This is a genomic window from Agrobacterium cavarae (assembly GCF_004310285.1).
GTDB classification, from domain to species: domain Bacteria; phylum Pseudomonadota; class Alphaproteobacteria; order Rhizobiales; family Rhizobiaceae; genus Agrobacterium; species Agrobacterium cavarae.
In genome coordinates this window covers 244378-263198 of record NZ_SISF01000023.1, presented here as the reverse complement: position 1 = coordinate 263198, position 18821 = coordinate 244378, and the positions used below count along the sequence as shown (strand labels likewise).

Below are 18821 nucleotides of genomic sequence, written 5' to 3'. Positions count from 1 at the left end.
ATGGCGTCACATGACCGTGAGGGCTTGAACAGGCCCGATCCCGATGCATTGCTTGCCCTGGCGGAGAAAGACCGCCGGGGCAAGCTCACTATATTTTTAGGCGCAGCGCCAGGTGTGGGCAAGACCTACGCCATGCTGGCGCGGGCACGCCGACTGAAGGCCGATGGTGTCGAAGTCGTGATCGGCCTCGTCGAAACCCACGCACGGGCGGAAACTTCGGCGCTTCTTGAGGGCCTCGACGTGCTGCCGCGCCTTGAGGTCGATTATCGCGGCAAGATGCTCAAGGAATTTGATCTCGATGCAGCGCTTGCCCGCAAGCCGCGCGTCATCATCGTCGATGAGCTTGCCCATTCAAACCCGGAAGGATTTCGCCACCCCAAGCGCTACCAGGATATCGAAGAACTGATCTCCGCCGGGATCGATGTCTGGACGGCGCTCAATATCCAGCATCTCGAGAGCCTCTCCGATCTCGTTTCGCAGATTACCGGTGTCACCATTCGCGAACGAGTGCCGGACACGGTGCTGAAGCGTGCCGACGATGTGGTGCTGGTGGACCTTCCGCCCGGCGAACTGATCGAGCGGCTGAAGGAAGGCAAGGTTTATCTGCCGGACAGCGCCAGGCGCGCCACCGACCGCTTTTTCCGCCTCGGTAATCTGACAGCTTTGCGCGAGCTCGCCCTTCGCCGCACCGCAGACCGGGTGGACGATCAGATGGTTGACTATCTGCGGCAAAACGCCATCGAAGGGCCTTGGGCGACTGGCGAGAGGCTACTGGTTTGTATCGGTGCTGACGCCCTGTCGGACAAGGTGGTGCGCGTCGCGAGCCGTCTTGCCTCCGGTCTCAACGCTCCCTGGACCGTCGTCAGCATGGCGCGAGACGACCAGGAGACTATGGATGAGGATAGCCTGCGGCGGATCGATGAGGCCTTTCGCTTCGCCGAAAAGCTGGGAGCTGAGACGCGTCACGTTACGGGCAATGACTTCGTCACGGAAATTTTGAAACTCGCACGGCGCGAGCACGCCACCCAGATCGTTATCGGCTCTCAGCGCCGCAGGTGGTTTTCCAACCCATTTCGGCCGAGCCTTGCCGACGCTCTGGCGAAAGAGGCAAGCGGCATTGGGCTTCATCTCGTCACTGCGGATGCAGCCAAGGTTCCGGGTGTATCCACCCGAAAGAAGCGAGGCTTTCAACTGTCCGCCTTCTCCCGGTCCCTTCTCTGCGCTATCGGCACGGTCGCAGGCGCGACGCTCGCCGGACTTGCACTGGACCAGTTCACGCATCTGCCGAATATCTCGCTGCTGTTTCTGCTGGCCGTTCTGGCGGCTGCATCCGCCGCTGGTTTCATGGCGGCCCTGATGGCCGCGATTGTATCCGCGCTTGCCTATAACTTCTTCTTCATTGCTCCGGTCGAGACCTTCACCATCGCCTCGCCGCATGAAGTCTTTGCGCTTGCGGTTTTCATCGTGGCGGCACTGATCGCCGGCAGCCTCGCATCACGCATCCGCGAACAAGCGCAGGCCGCCCGTCAACGCGCCGCCGACATGCAGGCGCTTTATGATTTTTCCCGAAAGCTTGCCGGGACGGCAAAGCCGGAGGAAGTCTTGTGGGCATCGGTCACACAGTTGCAGGGCAGCCTGGGCCGCCATGTGGTCATGCTTCTGCCAAAAGGCGACGATCTGGACGTCGTTGCGGCATGGCCCCCGGACACCGAACTTGGCGTTTCAGAACTGACAGCGGCGCGCTGGGCAGGCAGCCGCTCGGAACCGTCAGGATCTGGTACCGGTACGCTTCCCAACGGACGCTTCCAGTTCCGTCCGCTGACCAGCCCGCATGGCGTCGTCGGTGTCTGCGGTTTTGAACCCGGAACGAGCGGGCTTGATTCCAATGCCGAGCGGAAGCTTGCCGCGATACTCGATCAGGCGGCAACAGCCATCGACCGCGCGCGGCTCTCCTCAGAAAGTGCTGAGCAAGCGGCAAGGCTAGAAGGCGAGCGATACCGTGAAGCACTGTTATCCTCCATTTCGCACGATCTGCGCACACCGCTCGCCACGATCACCGGCTCGGTCACCAGCCTTAGGGAATTGGGTGATCGCATGTCACCGGAAAGCCGCGACGATCTACTGCAGTCCATCGAAGAAGAAAGTGCGAGGCTCAGCCGCTTCGTTGCCAATCTTCTGGACATGACCCGCATCACCGCCGGCACCTTGCAGGCCAAGCGGGACTGGGTGGATGTCGCCGACGTGATCCGCTCTGCGGTCGAGCGGACGCGCAAATACTTCCCCTCGCAGAGCTTCGAGACCGGCATCGCCAAGGATTTGCCGGTCATTCGCGCCGATTCGGTTCTGCTCGGCCAGGTGCTGTTCAACCTTCTCGACAACGCCGCCAAATATGGTGGCGGCGACCCGGTCAATGTCTATGCGAGGCGCGATGGGGAGGAAATCGTCGTTTCCGTCACCGATAATGGTAAAGGCATTCCCGGCGAGGATCTCGACCGCATCTTCGAAAAATTCTATCGTCGCTCCCGCTCGGATGGGCGATCTCCGGGAACGGGACTTGGTCTTTCCATTGCTCGAGGTTTTATCGAAGCCATGGGCGGGCGAATTCATGCGGAAAGCCCGGCGGTGAAGAAGCGCGGCACGCGTATCGTCATGCGCTTTCCGGTGACGGCATCGGCGCAAAAATCGGAATCGATTTTCGGAAAGCACGATATGTAGTGGCGAAGAGTACTCTCTCGAACATATAGGAAGCAGGCAGAATCAATGACCTTGGGACGCATTCTGGTGGTGGATGACGAGCCGCAGATCCGGCGCTTCCTGCGCCCGGCACTGGCTGCCGCCGGTTACGACGTGATCGAGGCCGAAAACGGCGCTGACGCCATCAAGGCTGCCGCCACGTCCGCTCCAGATGTGATCATTCTCGATCTCGGCCTGCCGGATATGGATGGTAAAGATGTCATCGCCAATCTTCGCGGCTGGTCGACACTGCCGATTATCATTCTCTCCGCCCGCGACCGCGAGACCGAGAAGATCGCGGCACTGGATCTCGGTGCCGACGACTATATCGAAAAGCCCTTTGGCATCGGTGAATTGACCGCCCGCATCCGCACGGCCATGCGCCATGTGGGCAAATCAGAGAGCCTGCCCTCCTCGATCGAGGCGGATGGCCTGTCGATCGATACCCAGCGCCGCATCGTTGCCCGTGATGGCGCCAGCATCAAGCTGACGCCGAAGGAATATGATCTCCTGACGCTCCTGGCGCACCATGCTGGTCGCGTGGTGACGCATCGCACGCTTCTGACCTCGGTTTGGGGGCCAGCACATGGGGAGGATCTGCACTACCTTCGAGTCTTCATTGGCCAATTGCGACAGAAGGTCGAACGGGATGCTGCGCAGCCGAAGATCATCCAGACGGAATCCGGGGTCGGCTATCGTTTCGTGACGGAATGAGCGGGAAGATTTGAGAGTGCCAGGCGGTCTTCTTGAAGGAAGTTTGGCAGTGCCTGCCCATCAGCCTAGGGGGGCTGATGGGCCTTGACTGGAGTCAACAGACGAAGCTTTTGGCTGTGGATCACGCCTTTTGACTGAGGACATGATGCATAGAAAAATCTGGCTTGTCTAGTATTTTTTAGGCTTTTCTAAAATAAAAAAAGCCCGGCGATGTGCCGGGCTTTCTTAGTCAATACAGTCGGTTAGACTATATTAGAACGAACGCTGAAGGCGAACGAAACCGTTCCACTGGTCGGTGTCTGCACCGTCTTCGTCGTAGTAGTTAACTGCAACCTTGGTGGAGAGACCTTCGGTGATCTTGTAATCAACCGTGATACCAGCCTGCCAGGCGTCGCGGTTCGAGAAGTCGTTCGTGATGATGCCAGAGAACTCGTCGCCACCGGCCGTTACGATCGTTGCACGATTGGCAACGTTGCCGAACCACTGGGCACCAGGAGTGATCGTCAGACGATCGGTCGCCTTGATGGCGTATTCAGCAGCAACAGCCCATTCGGACTCTGCATAGTAAGCGTTTGCGCCAGAAGCCCAAACACCAGCCAGGCCGAGCGTACCAGGACCGATTTCAGCCGTTGCGATCAGGCGAACTGCGCCTTCTTCCTGGTCAACGTCGTAGGAACCGATCAGCTGCAGCGCTGCACCGCCGAAGTTTCCGCCGATGCCGCCAGTGATGCCGACGTTGTTGTCAGCTTCCTGCGTGCCAATTTCGAGACCAGTTACCGGATCAATAACGCCGGTCGCAGTTACGAAACCAGCGTTGGTGCCTTCCAGTTCGTCAACCGAGATACCAGCCCAGAAGGAACCAGCGTCGTAGGTGTAACGGATGGAGTTAAACAGAGCGTTCGTGGAGAGAACGTCAGCTTCGCCAGAGAGGCCATCGTCCCACCAGCTGTAGAACTTACCGACCTTCAGGCCGCCGAGTTCGATGAAGGCCTGGTCAACGAATACGCCAGAACCCTGGTTGCCGGACGTGCCAGCAGTTGCACCGCCAACGCCGGAGTCTGCGTTGCCGCGGAAGCCGATAAAGCCACGCAGAGCGCCAAGCTCGGTGTCAGTGCGGGTGTCAACTTCGAACTGAGCGCGTGTGAAGGAGTCCCAGTCAGACGTGCCGGAACGGTCACGACCGAATTCGGTCTGGAAGCGAACATAGCCGCCGAACTTCAAGCAGGTTTCAGTGCCAGGAATGTAGAAGAAGCCCGTGCCGAATGCATCGCAGACGCGTACATATTCCAGGGGCTCTGGCTCAGCAGCGACGATAGCGTCAGCAGCCTTTGCGCCAGATACTGCTGCAAGAGCTGCAGCGGAGCCGATGAGAAGGCTCTTGATGTTCATAATGACCTCCAGTCATGTTTCGTTACAAAAGCGGCGACCAGGAACATGCCCTTGAGGTGCCCCCCGCTTCACGAACCAATAGACAGAAAGCCCCCCTCTCTCGCAATCGTATATCACTAAATTAGCACGTTTTCAGATTGTCCGAATTTTAGCGTGTTGTATTTTAGGCACAACTTACGTTAGGTCGGACGAATATGGCGGTGGAAATTTAAGACCCTGTTAAGGTTTGGCAGGTCGTCCTCACCAAAGGCCTCGCTTGTGAGAGCACGACGGCGCGAGTAGCGATTCGTGAAAAGCTCGTGGCGCGATCTTTGGAAACGACGATTCGCGAACGCCAAAGTCTTCTCGCTCACTCGACGGAGACTTTGCGCAAGACCGCGCTCCTGACGAGCGCAGTCTTGTGGCTGAGGCCAAAATCAGACAGGAGGACCTCTTTATACAAAGAACGGATCTCTCAACCCCTGGCAGTTCAATCGACCAAGAGCCTCACGGTGTTTTCCAGGTCTTGAGGAGCATCGCCACAAATTTCTCCGCAGCGGGCGAAAGCGCACTGCTTCTTCTTTGCACGATCCCGATGGTGCGCGAAACGATCGGATCGACAATCGGGCGGGATACCAGATAGGGATGGTCTTCCTGTGGGGTGGCGAGACGCGGCAGCACGGAAATGCCGAGGCCCGCTTCGACCAGCCCCAGCGACGTATTGAGGTGTGTGACCTCATAGAACCAGTTGAGCTTGAGATTATGGCGTGCCAGCGCCCCATCCAACAGTGTTCTGTTGCCGCTGGAGCGATCGACCACCACCAGTGGATAGGGCTCCAACTGATTCCAATGGATCGTGTCATAGTTTGCCAGCGGGTGATCCTTCCGCATGGCGAGAACAAAAGGGTCATCGATGAGCGGCTCGAATGACAGATCGGGATCAGAATTTCCCATCAGGTTGATACCGAACTCCACCTCGCCGCGCGCCACGGCCTGCAAGCCTTCATTGGCCGTCAGATCTCGGATGCGCAGTCTTATATGCGGATACTGCTCGCTGAAGGTCTTGATGACGGTAGGCAGGAAATAGAAGGCAGCCGTCGGAACACAGGCCATGGTGATCAGGCCACGGCGAAGCGCGCCATCCCTCATGGCAAAAAGAGAACCATCAAATTCTTCCAGCATGCGTCTGACCAAGGGCATCACCTCTTGTCCCATGGCCGTTGGCGCGACGTGGCGTGTGGTGCGCTCCAGCAACGGGGCACCGATCGCCTGCTCCAGCTTCTGGATGCGCCGGGTCAGAGCCGGTTGCGAAATGTGCAGTGCCTCGGCTGCCCGATGAAAACTCTCCAGTTCCACCACCGCCTGAAATGCGCGAAGATCAAGAATTTCGCAATTGATGCTCATATCGCAATAAACCTCTCGAAAATTGCATTTAACAAATAAGCCTTTCTTCCTCATATTGCAACAACTGGACCGATTGATCCATGAAATGCAAGATTGAGGCGAAGATGAACGATCTCCTTAGGATACCTTGTGTGCTGATGCGCGGCGGAACCTCTCGTGGGCCGTTTTTCCTGGCATCGGATTTGCCACGCGATCCAGCCCAGCGAGATGCCGCTCTCCTCTCTATCATGGGCTCGGGCCATCCGCTTCAGATCGACGGCATTGGCGGCGGCAATCCGGTCACCTCGAAGGTCGCGATCATCGGACCGTCGAAAGTGAAGGGCGCGGATATCGACTATCTCTTCGCTCAGGTTCGGACCGACCGGCAGTTCGTGGATTACTCTCCCAATTGCGGTAACATGCTCGCAGCCGTCGGCCCATTTGCCATCGAAGCGGGGCTCGTGGCGGCCAAGGAACATGACACGCTGGTGCGCATTCACAATGTGAATACCGGCAAGTTGATCGAGGCCAAGGTTCCCACCCGCGGCAGTGAAGTGATCTACCTGGGAGACGCATCGATCGACGGCGTACCCGGGCTTGCAGCACCGATTGCCTTGACCTTCGTCGACTCGGCTGGTGCCAAAACCGGCAAGCTTTTGCCGACCGGTAAGCCGGTCGATGTCATCGATGGCGTCGATGTGACGGCAATCGACTGCGCCATGCCGATGGTTTTGATGCGCGCTGCCGATCTCGGCGTCACGGGATATGAGGATCCTCAGGCGCTGACGGCCAATCGCGCGCTGATCGATCGCATGACACGGATCCGCCTCGAAGCGGGCAAGTTGATGGGCATGGGCGATGTGTCCGACATGGTGATCCCCAAGCCTGTGCTGATCTCGCCCGCGCGAAAAGACGGAACGATGTCGGTGCGCTACTTCATGCCGAATGAATGCCACCCGGCATTGGCGACAACCGGTGCCGTGGGCATTGCGACCGCTGCCGTCACCCCCGGCACGGTGGCATTCGAGGAAGCTGGACAGCCCAGCGTTCCGACACTCATCCGGATCGAGCATCCGGCAGGACGTCTCGACGTCCAACTTGAACTGCGAAACGGCGCCATTGCGGCCGGTCTTGTGAGAACCGCGCGCCGTCTCTTCGAAGGTTTCGCCTTCGCAAAACCAGCAGCCGCGATTGAACACGCAGCATAGACAACGCCATTATGGCAACAGCATAGAGAAAACCGGGAGGAGACCCACATGCGTAAATTCCTGCTAGCCACTGCAGCGCTCTGCGCCTTCGCAGCCACCGCCAATGCCGAATCCGTCAGAATGAGCGTTGGTTCCTATAACCTCAACAATCTGCCTTTCCCCGTTGCAGCCAGCCTCGGCTACTATAAGGATGAAGGTCTGGATGTGACCACCGAGAACTTCGCCCAGGGCGGTTCCAAGGTGCTTCAGGCGCTTGTTGCCGGCTCTACGGATGTCGCCGTCGGCTTTTACGACCACACCATCCAGATGCAGTCGCAGAACAAGCACGTCGTCGGTTTCGTGATGCTGGCCCGAAATTCCGGCCTGGTTCTCGCCGGCAAGAACGACACCGACTTCGATCCGTCCAAGCCTGAGACGATCAAGGGCAAGAAGGTCGGCATCACCTCGCCGGGCTCGTCCTCCGACTTCTTCATCCGTTACTACATGAAGGAACATAATCTCAGCGACAACGATATCTCGATCATCGGCGTCGGTTCCGGTGCTGCAGCCGTCGCCGCTCTTCAGCAGGGAAAGATCGACCTGCTCGTCAATTACGACCCGGCTGCAACCATCGTGGTCGAACGTGGCCTCGGCAAGATCCTGATCGATGCGCGCAGCGATCAAGGTGCCAAGGATGTCTATGGCGGCATCTATCCCACCTCTGTCCTTTACGCGACCCAGGATTATATCGATGCCAATCCGGAAGTGATCCAGAAGGTGACCAACGCCACAGTGCGGGCGCTGCACTGGATGAAGGCGCATTCGGCTGAAGAGATCGTCGAAAAGCTGCCGGACGATTTCGTCTCGGGCGACAAGGCGACCTACATCAAGGCTGTCGAAGCGGCCAAGGCAATCTTCTCCGAAGACGGCAAGTTCGAGCCGAAAGATCTCGAAACGCCGCTCGCCGTGCTGAAAAGCTTCAACGAGGCTGTGGCCAAGGCGACGATCGACCTCAACACCACCTACACCAACAAGTTCGTCGAAGCCGCCGCTTCGAAACCCGCAAACTGAGGGTCCGTCCATGTCTTCACCAGTCAGAAAGCTCACGCCGGTGGCACAGTCAGAACCAAAATCGATGGTTGCCATCGATAATGTGACGATGGCATTTGGTTCTTTCACCGCCGTTCAGGATGTCAACCTCGCGGTTGGCGATGGAGAGTTCCTCTCCATCGTCGGCCCGACGGGCTGCGGCAAATCCACCATCCTCAATGCAATCGCCGGCCTGTTGAAACCCGCCAAGGGCTCCGTCAGCATTGATGGTGCGGCCGTCAATGGCGTGCAGAACAATATCGGCTATCTCTTCCAGCAGGATGCCCTGCTTCCCTGGAAAACGGCCTATCAGAATGTCGAGCTGGGCTTGATGTTCCGTGGCGTGCCGGAAGCGGAACGCCGGGTGAAGGTCATGGCGTGGCTTGAAAAAGTCGGCCTCAAAGGCTTCGAAAGCCGCTTCCCGCACATGCTGTCCGGCGGCCAGCGCAAGCGCGTGCAGATGGCCCAGGCTCTCATCACCGAGCCGAAGGTCATCTTGATGGACGAGCCCTTTTCGGCGCTCGATATCCACACCCGCCATCTGATGCAGAACGAGCTTCTGCGCCTGTGGCAGGAAGATCGCCGCGCGGTCGTGATGATCACCCACGATCTGGAAGAAGCCATTGCGCTTGGCGACCGCGTCGTCGTTCTGGCCGCTGGTCCGAAGAGCCGCGTAATCGAAAGCTTCCCTGTCGATCTCGAGCGTCCGCGCAATGTCGCTGAAATCAAACTCGATCCGAAATTCATGACTCTGTACCGCGATATCTGGGCATCCCTGCGCGGCGAAGTGGAGAAAAGCTATGCACGCCATTAACATTCGCCTCATCCAGGTCATACTTCTGGTCGTCATTCTCGGTGGATGGCAGCTCGGCGTATCCACCGGCGCCATCGACCGCTTCTTCTTCCCCGCCCCCTTCGACATCGTCAAACAGGTGATCGACTGGGTGGGCGACGCCGGCTTCTACAAGCATGTCGGCATCACCCTCAGTGAAACGGTTCTCGGCTATTTGATTGGTACGGGTCTCGGCGTCGGCGCTGGCGTCTGGCTCGGTCTCAGCCCCTTCGTGGCGCGCGTCCTCGACCCGTTCATCAAGGCCGTCAACGCCATCCCGCGCGTCGTCCTGGCACCGATCTTCGTTCTCTGGCTCGGTCTCGGCCTATGGTCCAAGGTTGCGCTGGCCGTAACGCTGGTGTTCTTCGTCACCTTCTTCAACGCCATGCAGGGCGTTCGCGAAGTCAACCCGGTCGTTCTGTCGAACACCCGCATCCTCGGCGCCAAGCGCTCCGATCTTCTGCGCCATGTCTACTTCCCGGCCGCAGCAAGCTGGATCCTGTCTTCCCTGCGCACCTCCGTCGGCTTTGCGGTCGTCGGCGCCATCATTGGTGAGTATCTCGGCGCATCCGCTGGCCTTGGCTATCTGATTGCCCGCTCCGAAGGCAACTTCGATGCTGTCGGCGTCTTCGCAGGCATCATCATCCTGGCCATCTTCGTTCTCATCATCGACCTCATCCTTGATGTTGCCGAAAAGAAGCTGATTACCTGGCGTCCAAATGCCGGTGAAGAGCGGCCTGCCTGAGACGGCACATGCTGCGACAGGATTGGAAGGGGCGGTCGATTGGCCGCCCTTTTTGCATTAGCACTAAGAGCGCATCGACGGCGCGCGGCGAAGGTTTCGATCCGCTCCACACACCAGAGTTCCCCAGTCGTACTTAGCCCGCGCCTATAGAAGCTCACGTCGCCAGCACGCACTGGCCCTTGCCATTCCCCTTTGCGCCATAGAGTGCCTTATCGGCGAGCACCATCATTCCGGTCATATCTGTGTCTTTGCCGCCAAGCGCTGCGCCAATGCTGGCGCCCACATGGGCCGTTACCATCGAGCCGATGTCGTAAGGAGCAGAAAGCGACGCAATCAGCCTGGCACCGAGATTCTCGATGCCCTGAACGGTCCTCTCCTTGCAGAGAATAAGAAACTCGTCTCCACCCAGACGACAGGCCACCGCATCAGGACCGATCGCCGATGTCAGGCGTCGTCCAACCTCTTCCAACAGCAGATCGCCCACACGATGTCCGTGCCCATCATTCACCTGCTTGAAGTTGTCGAGATCGAGAAAAAGAAGCGATGGTCGAGCACCATCCACGGTCAGGCTTTCGAATGCGCGTTCCATGCCGCGGCGATTGAGGAGCCCCGTGAGAGGATCGCGAAAGGATTGCGCCCGGCTTTCGATTTCTGCGATGATCGCACGCACGGTGACGCTCCGCTGCTGCTCAATCATCGTCAGGTTCATCAGAAAGAACAGCACGGTCTGACAGAGGATGAGCGGCAGAAACTCGGGATAAAGAAAGCTGAAACTCGCCTTGAAGCTCAAGTCGAGGAGCAGGACCTGCGTCATGGCGTAGCGCGGTGCGGCGAAGTTGCGGCCGATGATGCTGCCGATGGCAGCGAGACTTGAGGCCAGCACGATGATTGTCATTGGAATGTCGCGCGACAGCACAACGAGCGAGATCGTGAAAGCCTGCGTCAAAGCCCATGTCAGCCCGACCACAAAGAAGGGAGCCTTGCTCCGCTCCGCCGTTCGAATAGCCGCTAGTCTGGCGACGAGGAGCATCACTTCCAACGCTATGATGACCAGAAACACAGGATCACCGATCCTGTAGAAGGCGACACTGAGAACCGCGGTGGAGTTGGCCGCTCCAAGAAAAAACGGCTTGGTGGAGCTGAAGAACATGTCCCGAAGACGCTTTTGCACCTCATGGGGCAATGTCGGATCAATAGATGCAATCCAGCGTAATGACGCAAAGTTTAAAATCGCGCCCGACGACAACCGCCGCATCAATACCTCCATGTGTGGGAAGCGATGATGCCCGACATCGATTGAAAAGCCATTAATATTCGTGTTCGCTACACTTGGAGAAGCGCCAACATGTCCCACATTTCTTCAGATCTTCTGCATGGCCGGCTCCTGTTGCCGCAGTGTCTACCTCGATTTTCAAAGCAGACAATCGCCCCGGTAGTGATGGCTACCCTGGGTAGGGCCGGCTTTTTCGCATCCAATCGGAACGCGACCCGCGTTCGATCCGTTGGACCGACATCGATAATCAGTCCAAGGAGGAAACATCATGAGCATCTTCGGCAAAATCAAAGACGCGATCTTCGGTTCGGCCCATGCCGAGCAGACATCCCCGTCCGCCACTGAACCGACACCAGCGCCTTCATCCATCCCCGAGCCCGCCGCAACCACCGCACCGCCCGTCGGCGGCACGGGCCAAGCCGTTCCCTCCACCTCCGGCAGCTCGGCGCCCGTCCCGTCGGCGCCAACCTCTGCATCCACCCAGCAGGTCGATGTCGCGTCGCAGCTCGACGCCGCAGTCAAGCGCAGCGGACATCGCCTCGACTGGAAACATTCGATCGTCGATCTCATGAAGGCGCTCGGCATGGATGCAAGCCTCGCAGAGCGCAAGGAACTGGCGCAGGAACTCGGCTATACCGGCGAACTCAATGGCTCGGCCGAGATGAACAACTGGCTTCACAAGGCTTTGCTTAAAAAACTGTCAGAAAATGGCGGCAAGGTACCCGCAGAATTACTCGATTAAAATTTGGAACCAAACGCGCCGCTCCGCATTCTCTTCACCGAGTGGCGTGGCGGCGCCACCGCTTGCACGTTGACCACGGATGTACTGGCGGCAGATGACAAGCGACAATAGGTCGGTGCGAATTCGCCCCGGCCTTTTTTGTTGCTTTTATCTGGCATGCAGTCTCTCGCGCGCTCGTCAGTCTCTCAGCCAATTAGGCGCCTTTAGGACAGTGCTGCAAGATTTGCGTAAGATCTGCCGCCTGACGCTCCAAGGTGTGCTGTCACCGAGCTTGCTTTCTGGTAAACTCGATAGAAACGAAGACCAGCCAAGGAGGGTCGACCACGGAAACGCGTCTCAAAAACGATTTTATCGGTTAGGAAAATTATATGTTGCCGGGAGCGGATTTGAACCACCGACACGCGGATTTTCAATTGAAAATTCTCTTTATAACTAACTGAATTTATTTATATAACTTAAGTTTACGCTACATTTTCGCTAGTTTCCGAACTCCGGCGCCATCTTGCTGTTTGACGCGAACTTTAATCCGTTAAGGTGAAAAACGACCCACGACGACTAGATCGGACTTGGAAGTTATCAGTTATAATTATACGTTTTCTTTGAGGTGGATTCAACAGTGGGCTAGACTGTGCTGTATTCACGACCACTGCGGACCAACTCCGGCCAGCTCAGTTTGATTTCCGACAGTTTCAGGGAGCATCAGTCGGAATGGGACCATTTGGTCTTTGATGAATCTCTTTTAAGTTGCAAAAATAGGGAATGCGATACAACCGCGGTTCCTATCATTAGTCGTGATAATTGGTAACGACATTCGCGTCCTTTTCGTCTTACTTGCGATGGACAATCTACCTAAAAGTGGAATGTTACTCAGAACCGAGAACAGCTGAGTAGCGTAAAAACTCGTGAAGCTTTACCCTCAATCTGTCGATGTCCTTGGTCTCACATTCCCAAATGACCAATGCTGACCATCCTTTCTCGGATAACTGATGTAAGACCGACTGATCTCGGAAAACATTGCTCATGAGTTTTGTGATCCAGAAGTCCGTCCTTGTTTTCGGGATATTGGCATTCCGACATCCACTGTGTTGGTGCCAAAAACATCCATGAACAAAAATGACTTTCCTTCTCGATCGAAACACGATGTCTGGCCGACCAGGTAAGTCAGCAGCGTGTAACCGGTATCTAAAGCCGTCGGCAAACAGCAGGCGACGAACAACCAGCTCTGGCTTTGTATCTTTACCTCGGATACGTGACATGTTCCAAGCGCGGTGCGCAGCCGTACCAGGCTTTAGGGGCAGTGGCGCTCGTCGAGACATTCAAATACCTAAAGTGCTGCGGAGCAGAATAGCTGTATCGAGGAGATATAGGAACTTCAATCGACGTTGCTAAGGGAGGGTTGGCCTTGACGACCGTAATATGCTGAAAGGCGCGCGGTGACGTCTTTTATGAAGGCTGGAGCTATCTGCAGAAGTGGCTCTTCGAAGCCATCTTTAAACTTCCTTTTAGAGATCGAGATTATATCTTCGAAATCTATGTAGCCTCCATCAAAAAAGGCGGTTTTCGGCAACGCGTGATAAGACGACTTGTTGTTCCCATCCAAGTTTCTTTTCAACGTTTTTCTGCCCTCAGAATTTTGCTTTTTCTCAGGCAGGTGCATCTCGCATTCGGTAAGTGTCGATATACGGCAAAGCATAATCATTCTCGCATTGAATTCGCCGCTCTCTCTGAACGTGAGATCACAAAGTGGATTTATAACGAGATAATAGTCCTTCGACCCACTGCGCCTGACAACACTTCCGGTTCTCAAGACGTCTCCTATCGGAGGATAAATGTAAAACTCCTCTGCGACACAGCTTTCCTCGTCAAGATCGACCATTTGAATCAGGTGATTGAGAACATGCCGCATCAATGCCTTTTCTGATTTTTCAGAATTAGCCATGCCATACGCTTTCCAAGCGGCCTTCTGATTCAAAATGTTTTTCTTATATACGTCACTTAAGCATTTCTCGAGAAGTCCACGCGAACCCATCACTTTCGTTAGCCCCGAGGCGTGAATCTGCCTAAAGTCCTCTAATATGACCAGGTTATCTGCTTCTCCTTTTTTCTGCACGTCAATGTGAACGTAAGCGTGGTCGGCCTCGCTGGGTGTCCCAGTAAGTACAACTATTGGCATTCGGAGATTCCATTCATCAACTAGTTTTAGAATCTCATTTCCTTCGCCACCTTGGTTCCCCAATTTCATATCGATTACCGCACCATCGAAGCTGCGATCAATTTTCTCAAGCGCATCGTCTAGTGTCTTACACTCGACGACAGATATCTCTGTCTTCTTCTCGTGGTTGAAGCGCTCGACACTTTGAAGGAAGCCTTGACGATCCTCTTCGTTGTCCTCGACAAGTAAAAGCTTGATGCTCACAGTACGCCCCCACTTACTGGCTGAAGTCTAAAGTATGCCCCATCTGCCGATTCTAATACTTTGAGTTCAAGTCCGTTTCTCGCAGCTGCCTCACCTGCGATCGCGAGACCGAGACCCGTACCGTCCGTCTTCGTCGAGAACTCGGGATCAAATATCACCTCTGTTTCGATAAGAGCCTTGTCAATTCCCGGGCCGTTGTCCCGATAGTCAATGTGGGCCAGCTTGCCTTCTTCAATCTCAAACCGGATTGTAATTGTTGGTGAGGCGACCCTCTTCTCCCGCAGCCAATAGGTGCTGTTATCGATAAGGTTTGTGAAGATCGCGTAGAAATCTTCTTTCCATCCTAAGAACTCGAAATCAGACGGACCTTCTAGAGCTGCTTTAATGCCGAGGTCGCTCATGGTCGTCTCGAAAACTTTAAGTGCACCATCGAGCGTGCTCGCTAACTTAAAAAGATGCGATTCAGCGCGTTTCCCGGCGGCTAATGGGTCAAGACGGCTAAAGAGCTCAACAAACACCTTCGCGTTGTGACCTAACTCATTAGCTATAGGAAGGATCTTGGACAGGTTGTCTGACGTAGGATTATCGTTGAAGACGCTTGCCCAATAATCGAGGTTAGGAACTTGATTCTTGAAGAAATTGAGGGGTCTGCGCCCTTCATGAAGAACAACATTAACAATTTTTCCGAGTGTTGCCTGTCCCTGATAGACAGCTACCGTCTGCCTTATGCTCTCAGCGGCTTTGTTTTTTTCAGCCATATCACGGGAAAGTATATCGGAGATTTCCCGAGTGACCTTTGCATCAATTCCGGATCTCTCCAGTCTCGTGACAATATCAACTTTCACGTGGTCATTTGTGAAAAGCTGACTTATCTGCCTTTCAACTCTGGATTTGGGTTTGCCGAGTTCAAGAGACCTACGAAGAGCAAATCTCCGTCGTTCGAGCTGCTCAATGACGCTCTGCGTGATTTCGATAAGTCTGTTGTAGGCGGTATTTTCTTTGAGGCCATCACGCGCGCTTTTTTCAACTAGGCCTGACTTCTCTTCTGATTCAATATGCACGAATCCGATAACTTGGTTGCTACCGATTTTCCTCGATGGGTTTTGGATACGCTGTTGATTCAGCTTCAACCAATCGTATTGCGCGTCGCCGAGCGGACGAATCCTGAAGCCATTTCTATAGACGCCGATACCGTTGTTGAGGTTCAGCAGTTGGCGTGCGGCCAAGTTCCCTAAGTAATTTCCTTCGCGATCCTTAAGACCTCTGCGGATAATCTGATCAATGTCATCCTTATCGCGGTCATAAACTCTAATGTCGAATTTAAGAGATCCGCATGTTTTTTCATACAGGTCTGAAAAATCGACATCGAATTCTTCGCTGCTGGCATTGTCTATTTTTTGAGTTGAGTATCGTAACTTGCCGAGGCCCCGCTCATCAACGTGCCCCGAGATCATATAATCGTAAAACTCAAGTATAGGAAACGAATCAATAGTTTCGTCGGCATCGGGTACACCCGCGAAGCCAGACACCTTCAGTCGTATATCAAATTTTTCCTGCTTAATCTCTATGCCGGATATAGCAGTTGTAGGGGGTGTAAGCTTTCTGAGTTCGTACTTCAGTCTTTTGAACTGTGCGTCGTTCCACTCTTCAAGCCCTACACGGCCTCCCTGCATTGTAAGAATAGTCCCTGGCATCTGGGACACTGTCCGCGTGTCGATCAACAGGTCGACCTCATCCAAATAGTCGGCCTGCTCAAAAACGTCCCACTGAATGAATACCGACGTCTTCTCACCGCTCTTGTTTGTGGTTTCTAAAAGCAGATCATCGCCAAGTATTGATGCCGCGAATCGACCAACTCCCTTCCTGCCTTGCAGAATTCGGCCATTAGGGCTCGTTTTACGGTGCAGTTTGTCACTAGTAGAGGGAACGAGCCATCTATTCACTACATCGCTTCGCGACATTCCGTGGCCCCCATCGGAAACCACTATCGTGTACTTACCGGCCTCAGAATCTGCATTGAATTCAAGCAGAACATATTCGGAGTCCGCATCGAAAGCGTTTTTGACTAGCTCGACAACGGCTGCATAGGGATCCTGAATAAGATCGCGCCCGATAGTAAGGATATGTCTACCCGCGGGCCGGATAGAAAATGTGCCGTCATCAGTCATTTCCAATTCCTCCGAATTGATTCCGCTATTCGACGCGCAAGCACAACAGGGACTGCATTACCTATCTGCTTAAATGCCGCTGTGCGGCTGGGTTGGCCGCTTGCACTTTCAAAAAAATAATCATCAGGGAATGTCTGAAGTCTTGCGACTTCTCTTGGTGTCAGCGACCGGTTTTGCGTGAGGTCCGGGTGGATATAATAATTTCCGTCCTTCGCGATATGAGCCACAATGGTATGAGAAAAACTCACATCAGGAGCCACAACTTTAAACCTATCCGTGAACGACGTTCGGTTCTTGTGATTCTTGAGCTTTTCGGGAAGTTCGTCGTAGGACAGTCTTTCCTTCAGCTTCACCCACCTGTTTACGACTTCTTTAAAGATGCTCAGGTCCCTTTCGTTGTGGGGACGAGCGGCATGCCACGTAACCTTATTATTGGACGCTAAAATTCCAGATTGGCGAAGCCACGGACTTGGTTGCGCGGAGACTGTCGTAACGTAGGGGGTGCCTTCACCTGCTCTTATAGGCGGCAGGTCGCCAATCGCGTCTCGGACAAAAAAGTTCGCATCAACCTCTGCAATCTCAGGAAAAAATCCACTTTCGGCACCGAATTTTCCCACTAGGATTATGCGCTTGCGTTTTTGGGGCACACCAAATTTTTCGGCGGATAGAACTTTCCATTCTACGGAGTAACCCGCGTCCTTAAACAGAGACAGCATCATATCCAAATAGCGGCGACCCTCCTTCTCCTTGGCAGAAAGGAGGCCGACAACATTTTCGAATACAAAATATTTTGGCTTGTAGCGCTTGAGGAACTCTGCGTAATAGAGAAATAGATAGTTCCTTTTGTCCCCGACCATTTTGAGTTCAGACCTTGCTCTGCCAACTAACGAATACGCCTGACAAGGGGGCCCGCCAACAATAAGATCTGGCTTGCAATCTCCAATAAGGTAATCGACCTGCCGAAAAATTTGGTCTAACGTCTCTTGGCCAATTGTTGCGTTGATCACACGTGTCGGAACTTGAGAGATTTTGTACAGTTCGGTTCTTGATAGTCTTCCAGACAAATATTCGTCGTATTGTGACGAAAGCCCCGCCGATTTCAATCGATAATAAGCCTCCCTAGTGCGCAGCGTAAATGATGCGGCTAGGTCCGCCTCGACATGGGCAATCGGCTCGAAGCCCGCTTGGACAAAGCCCTCAGACAGCCCTCCCGCGCCTGCGAACAGGTCAATGAACGTCAAAGGCGCGACACGGCCCTTTTTTAGGTCAAGCATATAAAACCGAGTAAAGCACGATGCGAATCACTACAGATGTAGCGGCCCCCCGACACATCCTATCCGTTAATACTCTATCCGTGAGATTGGAGCTATAGTAGTTTCGAAGGAGCCGAAACCTGTCGCTGTGTAAACCCTTTAAGTAGAAAATGGCGCGAGGCCAAGGAGCACGCTGCTGGCACTATGGCAGCTCGCTGGCCGATCAGTCCGCCGCCCTGCGCGGAGGTAGCTCCGCTATGGCGGCGATTTGGTTCGCTGTGAATTTGACTCGGGTAGGAAAATGTCGCCTACAGACGGAACGAATTTTATCGAGGCGAGATTCTGACGCGGTGATTTTATCAATAGGCCGCCAGTCAAAAGCGACATACACGGGCTGGAGAACATCGATGCTTACCTGAAAAACAGCTTCCTCGTCCGCTCTCATTGCAGGCGTTCTCCTGTATAGCAGCGATTGGTCTCTTCTCGGTGAATAGACGACTATTTTCTCGATCTTTATCGGGCTTCCGAAAGTGTTTTTCATGTGAAGGTTCAAGAATTGCCCACTGTCGATCTCGTAATCTGCCAACTTTAGGCCGCGTGTGAAGCGATGGGTTAGGAAACGACCTACTGGCTGAAATATGGCAATAATTGCTTGGATACTCTTCGGATCAATAAACGTCAAAATGTGGTTCTCCGCTGGTAGACCGAGAATACACTGATGGTGACGTTAGTCGACAGCTTGTCCGCAATTCAACGTAGAGAACGCCGGTCAACATTTCGGAATGGGTAAGAAAACGTTATAAACCACGCAAAAAACTTGATCAACGATTTGCGTATTACTTATGATCCTCGCAAGCTTCGCAACATTGTTGCCGATTATACGTATTGAACGTAAATGGATTTTCGTGCCGCGCAGTG

The 18821-nt window shown here is 54.6% G+C and carries 14 protein-coding genes; 7 read left to right on the top strand and 7 right to left on the bottom strand.

Translation table 11 applies throughout. The annotated features are described in order from the left end of the window. Together EYC79_RS04350 and EYC79_RS04345 are read left to right on the top strand one after the other, a co-directional pair. Nucleotides 1-2715, top strand: a complete 2715-nt coding sequence (locus EYC79_RS04350; RefSeq protein ID WP_130977248.1) for a sensor histidine kinase — start codon at nucleotides 1-3, stop codon at nucleotides 2713-2715. Nucleotides 2716-2760: 45 nt separating this feature from the next. Next, nucleotides 2761-3447: a response regulator gene (locus EYC79_RS04345; protein ID WP_062425072.1), complete on the top strand. Its 687-nt coding sequence runs from the start codon at nucleotides 2761-2763 to the stop codon at nucleotides 3445-3447. A gap of 252 nt (nucleotides 3448-3699) precedes the next feature. On the opposite strand, the gene EYC79_RS04340 is transcribed toward EYC79_RS04345, so the two are convergent. After that, nucleotides 3700-4836, bottom strand: a complete 1137-nt coding sequence (locus EYC79_RS04340) for a porin (protein ID WP_113226553.1) — start codon at nucleotides 4834-4836, stop codon at nucleotides 3700-3702. Nucleotides 4837-5322: 486 nt separating this feature from the next. Next, the gene (locus EYC79_RS04335; protein ID WP_130977247.1) at nucleotides 5323-6219 is read right to left on the bottom strand and encodes a LysR family transcriptional regulator; all 897 of its coding nucleotides are present in this window, start codon (nucleotides 6217-6219) and stop codon (nucleotides 5323-5325) included. A gap of 104 nt (nucleotides 6220-6323) precedes the next feature. Between EYC79_RS04335 and EYC79_RS04330 the strand changes: the two genes are divergently transcribed. From EYC79_RS04330 to EYC79_RS04315, 4 genes are read left to right on the top strand one after another with little or no spacing between them, the layout of a single operon-like run. Beyond that, nucleotides 6324-7406 carry a 4-oxalomesaconate tautomerase gene (locus tag EYC79_RS04330; RefSeq protein WP_062425115.1) on the top strand — a complete coding sequence of 361 codons (1083 nt, stop codon included), beginning with the start codon at nucleotides 6324-6326 and terminating at the stop codon, nucleotides 7404-7406. A 48-nt stretch (nucleotides 7407-7454) separates the two neighbouring features. Beyond that, nucleotides 7455-8456, top strand: a complete 1002-nt coding sequence (locus EYC79_RS04325; RefSeq protein ID WP_165456956.1) for an ABC transporter substrate-binding protein — start codon at nucleotides 7455-7457, stop codon at nucleotides 8454-8456. Nucleotides 8457-8466: 10 nt separating this feature from the next. Continuing rightward, on the top strand, nucleotides 8467-9288 hold the full coding sequence (locus EYC79_RS04320; RefSeq protein WP_130977246.1) for an ABC transporter ATP-binding protein: 822 nt from the start codon (nucleotides 8467-8469) through the stop codon (nucleotides 9286-9288). Then, on the top strand, nucleotides 9275-10051 hold the full coding sequence (locus EYC79_RS04315) for an ABC transporter permease (RefSeq protein WP_130977245.1): 777 nt from the start codon (nucleotides 9275-9277) through the stop codon (nucleotides 10049-10051). The genes EYC79_RS04320 and EYC79_RS04315 overlap by 14 nt, the downstream gene beginning before the upstream one ends. Before the next feature lie 154 nt (nucleotides 10052-10205). Here EYC79_RS04315 and EYC79_RS04310 read toward each other — a convergent pair whose 3' ends face one another. After that, entirely contained in the window at nucleotides 10206-11201 is a 996-nt protein-coding gene (locus tag EYC79_RS04310; RefSeq protein WP_165456955.1) for a GGDEF domain-containing protein, read from the bottom strand. A 391-nt stretch (nucleotides 11202-11592) separates the two neighbouring features. Between EYC79_RS04310 and EYC79_RS04305 the strand changes: the two genes are divergently transcribed. Next, nucleotides 11593-12066, top strand: a complete 474-nt coding sequence (locus EYC79_RS04305; protein ID WP_062426994.1) for a DUF3597 domain-containing protein — start codon at nucleotides 11593-11595, stop codon at nucleotides 12064-12066. Nucleotides 12067-12929: 863 nt separating this feature from the next. Here EYC79_RS04305 and EYC79_RS04300 read toward each other — a convergent pair. The 4 genes from EYC79_RS04300 to EYC79_RS04285 are packed head-to-tail and all read right to left on the bottom strand — an operon-like array spanning nucleotide 12930 to nucleotide 17924. After that, complete coding sequence (locus tag EYC79_RS04300; protein WP_130977243.1) at nucleotides 12930-13382, bottom strand: very short patch repair endonuclease; 453 nt, start codon at nucleotides 13380-13382, stop codon at nucleotides 12930-12932. A gap of 56 nt (nucleotides 13383-13438) precedes the next feature. Then, nucleotides 13439-14482, bottom strand: coding sequence for a DNA-binding transcriptional response regulator (locus tag EYC79_RS04295; protein WP_130977242.1), 1044 nt, complete (start codon nucleotides 14480-14482; stop codon nucleotides 13439-13441). Further along, nucleotides 14479-16650, bottom strand: a complete 2172-nt coding sequence (locus EYC79_RS04290) for a sensor histidine kinase (RefSeq protein ID WP_130977241.1) — start codon at nucleotides 16648-16650, stop codon at nucleotides 14479-14481. Before EYC79_RS04290 ends, EYC79_RS04295 begins: the two co-directional genes overlap by 4 nt. Next, complete coding sequence (locus EYC79_RS04285; protein WP_130977240.1) at nucleotides 16647-17924, bottom strand: DNA cytosine methyltransferase; 1278 nt, start codon at nucleotides 17922-17924, stop codon at nucleotides 16647-16649. Before EYC79_RS04285 ends, EYC79_RS04290 begins: the two co-directional genes overlap by 4 nt. Between the last annotated feature and the right edge of the window lie 897 nt (nucleotides 17925-18821).

Bases quoted from the DNA above. Each gene is read 5' to 3' on its own strand.
- EYC79_RS04350 (WP_130977248.1), top strand. From the start codon at position 1: ATGGCGTCACATGACCGTGAGGGCTTGAACAGGCCCGATCCCGATGCA.
- EYC79_RS04345 (WP_062425072.1), top strand. From the start codon at position 2,761: ATGACCTTGGGACGCATTCTGGTGGTGGATGACGAGCCGCAGATCCGG.
- EYC79_RS04340 (WP_113226553.1), bottom strand. From the start codon at position 4,836: ATGAACATCAAGAGCCTTCTCATCGGCTCCGCTGCAGCTCTTGCAGCA.
- EYC79_RS04335 (WP_130977247.1), bottom strand. From the start codon at position 6,219: ATGAGCATCAATTGCGAAATTCTTGATCTTCGCGCATTTCAGGCGGTG.
- EYC79_RS04330 (WP_062425115.1), top strand. From the start codon at position 6,324: ATGAACGATCTCCTTAGGATACCTTGTGTGCTGATGCGCGGCGGAACC.
- EYC79_RS04325 (WP_165456956.1), top strand. From the start codon at position 7,455: ATGCGTAAATTCCTGCTAGCCACTGCAGCGCTCTGCGCCTTCGCAGCC.
- EYC79_RS04320 (WP_130977246.1), top strand. From the start codon at position 8,467: ATGTCTTCACCAGTCAGAAAGCTCACGCCGGTGGCACAGTCAGAACCA.
- EYC79_RS04315 (WP_130977245.1), top strand. From the start codon at position 9,275: ATGCACGCCATTAACATTCGCCTCATCCAGGTCATACTTCTGGTCGTC.
- EYC79_RS04310 (WP_165456955.1), bottom strand. From the start codon at position 11,201: ATGTTCTTCAGCTCCACCAAGCCGTTTTTTCTTGGAGCGGCCAACTCC.
- EYC79_RS04305 (WP_062426994.1), top strand. From the start codon at position 11,593: ATGAGCATCTTCGGCAAAATCAAAGACGCGATCTTCGGTTCGGCCCAT.
- EYC79_RS04300 (WP_130977243.1), bottom strand. From the start codon at position 13,382: ATGTCTCGACGAGCGCCACTGCCCCTAAAGCCTGGTACGGCTGCGCAC.
- EYC79_RS04290 (WP_130977241.1), bottom strand. From the start codon at position 16,650: ATGACTGATGACGGCACATTTTCTATCCGGCCCGCGGGTAGACATATC.
- EYC79_RS04285 (WP_130977240.1), bottom strand. From the start codon at position 17,924: ATGCTTGACCTAAAAAAGGGCCGTGTCGCGCCTTTGACGTTCATTGAC.